This is a genomic window from Streptomyces sp. NPDC096176 (assembly GCF_044763255.1).
Classification (GTDB): Bacteria; Actinomycetota; Actinomycetes; order Streptomycetales; family Streptomycetaceae; genus Streptomyces.
In genome coordinates this window covers 1-3,588 of sequence record NZ_JBIWFV010000035.1, presented here as the reverse complement: position 1 = coordinate 3,588, position 3,588 = coordinate 1, and the positions used below count along the sequence as shown (strand labels likewise).

At 69.0% G+C, this 3,588-nt stretch carries 2 protein-coding genes; both read left to right on the top strand.

The features are described from left to right. Positions 1 to 551 precede the first annotated feature (551 nt). The gene (locus ACIQ7Q_RS34935; protein WP_403871504.1) at positions 552 to 710 is read left to right on the top strand and encodes a hypothetical protein; all 159 of its coding nucleotides are present in this window, start codon (positions 552 to 554) and stop codon (positions 708 to 710) included. A gap of 295 nt (positions 711 to 1,005) precedes the next feature. Then, complete coding sequence (locus tag ACIQ7Q_RS34930; protein WP_403871501.1) at positions 1,006 to 3,516, top strand: SpoIIE family protein phosphatase; 2,511 nt, start codon at positions 1,006 to 1,008, stop codon at positions 3,514 to 3,516. The last annotated feature ends 72 nt before the right edge of the window (positions 3,517 to 3,588 follow it).

Here is a 3,588-nt window from a genome sequence, read left to right as displayed (position 1 = left end):
GAAGCTCCGCTGCAGCACCAACCGCATCACCGCGATCGTCCAAGCCGTCCTCGTCCTACATCACGCGGCAGCCTGAGGTTGGAAAAGGCTCACTGCCAGCAACGTCTTTCTTTCACCGGTGAGCACGTCGCTGCTCCCCGTGCTGGGCCCGTTGCCGAAGCTGAACTTCATCGGCGCCCGCGGGCAGCGCGTGGAGGTCGGCGGTGTCAGTCACGGAATCTGCGGACGCTGAACTACACCGTGGAGGCCTTTCATCCCCTCTTCGGCAAGGTCGCGATGCGACTGCCGGATGCTGACAGCTCCCGCATGAGGGAGCAGTGGGTCGAGGCTCCCACGCTGACCCTCGAAAGGGTGCATCACCGGCATCGACCCCCAGCGCTACGCCTGGGCCGAGCCGGTCATCCAGGAGATGGTCTCCGCGGTCGTGGACGTCGCGTACGAGCTGTCCACCCGCCGTAGGGAAGCCGACGACATCCCCGGCGCCCTGTGGGTGGCCAAGCGCGGCCTGCTCGCCGCCGAGGAGAGCGAGATGCTGCACCGCCAGATCTTCCTTGCCCACCACACCGCCGGCGACATCGACGCTCTGCGCCGAGGCCGCCGCCCGTCTCGCCCGGATCAACGAACAGCTCCTCGGCGGCGTCGACATGGAAGCCGAAACCGCCGAACTGCTCCGCAACCTGCTGTTCCGCCCGGTCACCCAAGTCCGCTGATGTAAGATCCGCGATTCGATGAGCGCTGTCGGCGGATCATGAGCGCCGTCCGAGGAAATCCGGGTGATCATGAGCGCCGGTGACGCTCAGTGCTGTCAGTTATGGGTCTTTGCCGTCCTCCGTGTCCGGACCGTACGGGTGGCCCGTACCGTCGACGGTTTGCGTGATCTTGCCCGGGTGTCTCGGGGATCCGGGGCGGAGCCATGGCCGGATCGCGGCGACGGACCCTGCGATCGATGCGTCTCGCTGGGCTGCCGCCTTGGGCCGGTGGGCCCGACCTGCGCACACTGGAACTATGAGCGAAATAATCGTCGGCCGGACGGCGGAGCGTGAGGATCTGCTTGCTGCAGCCGTCGTCGAAGCCGTCGAAGGAACCGGCGGGTACGCCGGGAGCGTCTTTCTCCGCTCCCGTGACCGTCGGTCGATCGTGCTCGCCGCGACGTGCGGGGTGCCACCCTCTTCGCTCGGTGGCTGGCATCTCATTCCGGTGAACAGCCCCATCCCGGTCGCCGCGGCCTATAGCTCCGGGCGCACGGTCCACCTGGCCGACGCTGACGAGACGATGCGCCGATATCCCCAGCTCGCGGTAGCTCTGCCGTACGCCTTCGGCTCCTGCTCCGTGCCGGTGGGCTCAGGTGAGGAGACCTTCGGTGCGCTGGCGATCGTCTGGGCGACGTCACCCGACAGCGAAGGGCTGTCCAAGGCCCAGCGCCGCCGCGTGCGGACCATCGCCAACCGGCTCGGCGCCTCCCTCTCCGACCTCCGCGCCCGCACCGGCGATCCCCTCGAGTGCGACCCGCAGACGATTCCCGTCGAGACCCCGGCTCCCTCGGCACCGGCCGTGCGGGCCGGCCTGTTCGACTGGGACCTCGTCACCGGCACCTTCACCGTGGACGACGAGCTCTGCGCGATCTTCGGTCTCGACCCCCGCGCTTTCGACGGACGAGCCGAAACGCTTGCTTCCTGCCTGCACCCCGGCGACCGCGCCGCCCTTCGAGCGGCCGCCCGCGCGGGAGCCGCCGAGGGCCGGATCAAAGCGCGGCGCCTGCGCATACGGGATCGCACGGACGGTGGCGAGGGGTACCGCACGGTTGAGCTGTGGGGCCGCGCACCGGAGGCCGGCAGCGCGGGGGCACGCACCCACCTGGTCGGCACGGTCGTCGACGCGCAGGCCGGCAGCGCGGCCGTCGCCGCGGTCGAACGGCTGCGGGACGGGGTGTTCTCCCTCGCCCCCGACGGGCGGGTCACCTACGCCAACCACAGCGCCCTGCAGCTGCTGGGCGTGCGCAACAACGAGTTGCTGGGGCAGTTTCTCTCGGACGTGCTGCCGTGGCTGTCCGATCCCGACGTCGAGTACCGGCACCGGTCCGCGATGATCTCGCAGGCGCCAGTCTCCTTCCTGGCCTGCCGACCGCCCGACCGGTGGCTCGCCTTCTCCCTCCATCCGGAAGCAGACGGAGTAACCGGCCGGGTGGTGCCGTCCGGCAATTCACCCTCGACCTCAACGCCATCAGCCTCCTCGGCCGGGACAGCAACCGGCTCCCCACGGGCACGCCTGGGCGTCATGTACCACGTCCTGCAGCTGGGCAGCGCGCTGACCGAGGCGGTCACCGCCCGCGAAGTCTGCGAAGTCATCTCCAACCAGCTCCTACCAGCCTTCGGAGGCCAGCAGCTGGCGATCTACGTAGTCCGCGACGGAACAATGCATCTGCTCTTCCACACCGGCCACCACGAAGACTTCCTCGACTGGCTGGAGGGCGTACCGCTGCATGCGCGCCTGCCCGGTACGGAGACCCTGACCTCCGGCACGCCGCTCTTCATCGAGTCGCAACAGGACCTCTCCCAGGGCTACCCGGGCACCCCCACGGGCGACGTACGCTCCTGGGCGTATCTGCCACTGATCGCCTCCAGCCACCCAGTCGGCACCTGCGTCCTCGGCTTCGACGAGGTCCACCGGTTCACGGAGAAGGACCGCGGCGTCCTCACCGCACTCGCCGGGCTGATCGCCCAGGCCCTCGAAAGAGCGCGGCTCTACGACTCCGAGTTCGCCCTCGCGCGCGGCCTGCAGCAAGCGCTCCTGCCGCACCGGCTGCCAGTAGTCCCGGGTATCCGCACCGTCGCGCGCTATCTGCCCGGCACCAGCGGAATGGACATCGGCGGCGACTGGTACGACGTCATCCCCACCGGTAGCGGGGTCTCTCTTGTCATCGGAGACGTGGAGGGGCACAGCATCGCCGCCGCAGCCACCATGGCCCAGCTGCGCAGCGCCGTACGGGCCTTCGCCGCGGTAGGCCATACGCCCGGCGATGTGATGGGAGGCGTCAACCGCACCCTCACCGACCTCGACCCCGGGCTGCTGGCCAGCTGCTGCTACATCCACCTCGAACCCCCCGGCCACCACGCCTACGCCGTCACCGCCGGCCACCCCCCACCCCTGCTCCGCCGTCCCGACGCGACGACCAACGCCCTTGAACTGGACATCGGCCCACTCCTCGGTGTGGATCGCTCAAGCGCCTATCCAGCAACCCGGATCGACGTCCCACCAGGGTCCGTCCTCGCCCTCTACACCGACGGACTGGTCGAGGAACGCGGCACCGACATCAAGGTAGGGATCGACCGCCTGAGAGCATCCCTGGCCCACGCCCCTGCGGACTCACCGGACGAACTCGCCGACCGGCTTCTGCACAACGCCCGGGGCTCCTCGTACCGAGCTGACGACATCGCCCTGCTGCTCACCGAGTTCGCTTCCGGTCACGGTGCCGAGGTGACACCCGATCACGGTGTCAGTGAGCCCTTTCCAACCTGACTGCAGTGCGGGGGCGTTGGTGGGCTTGGGTTGTACGGAACGACGAAGCTCCTGGTAGACGGGTTCTCGACC

Excerpts from the sequence above, each read along its gene's own strand:
- ACIQ7Q_RS34930 (WP_403871501.1), top strand. The coding sequence starts at position 1,006 with ATGAGCGAAATAATCGTCGGCCGGACGGCGGAGCGTGAGGATCTGCTT.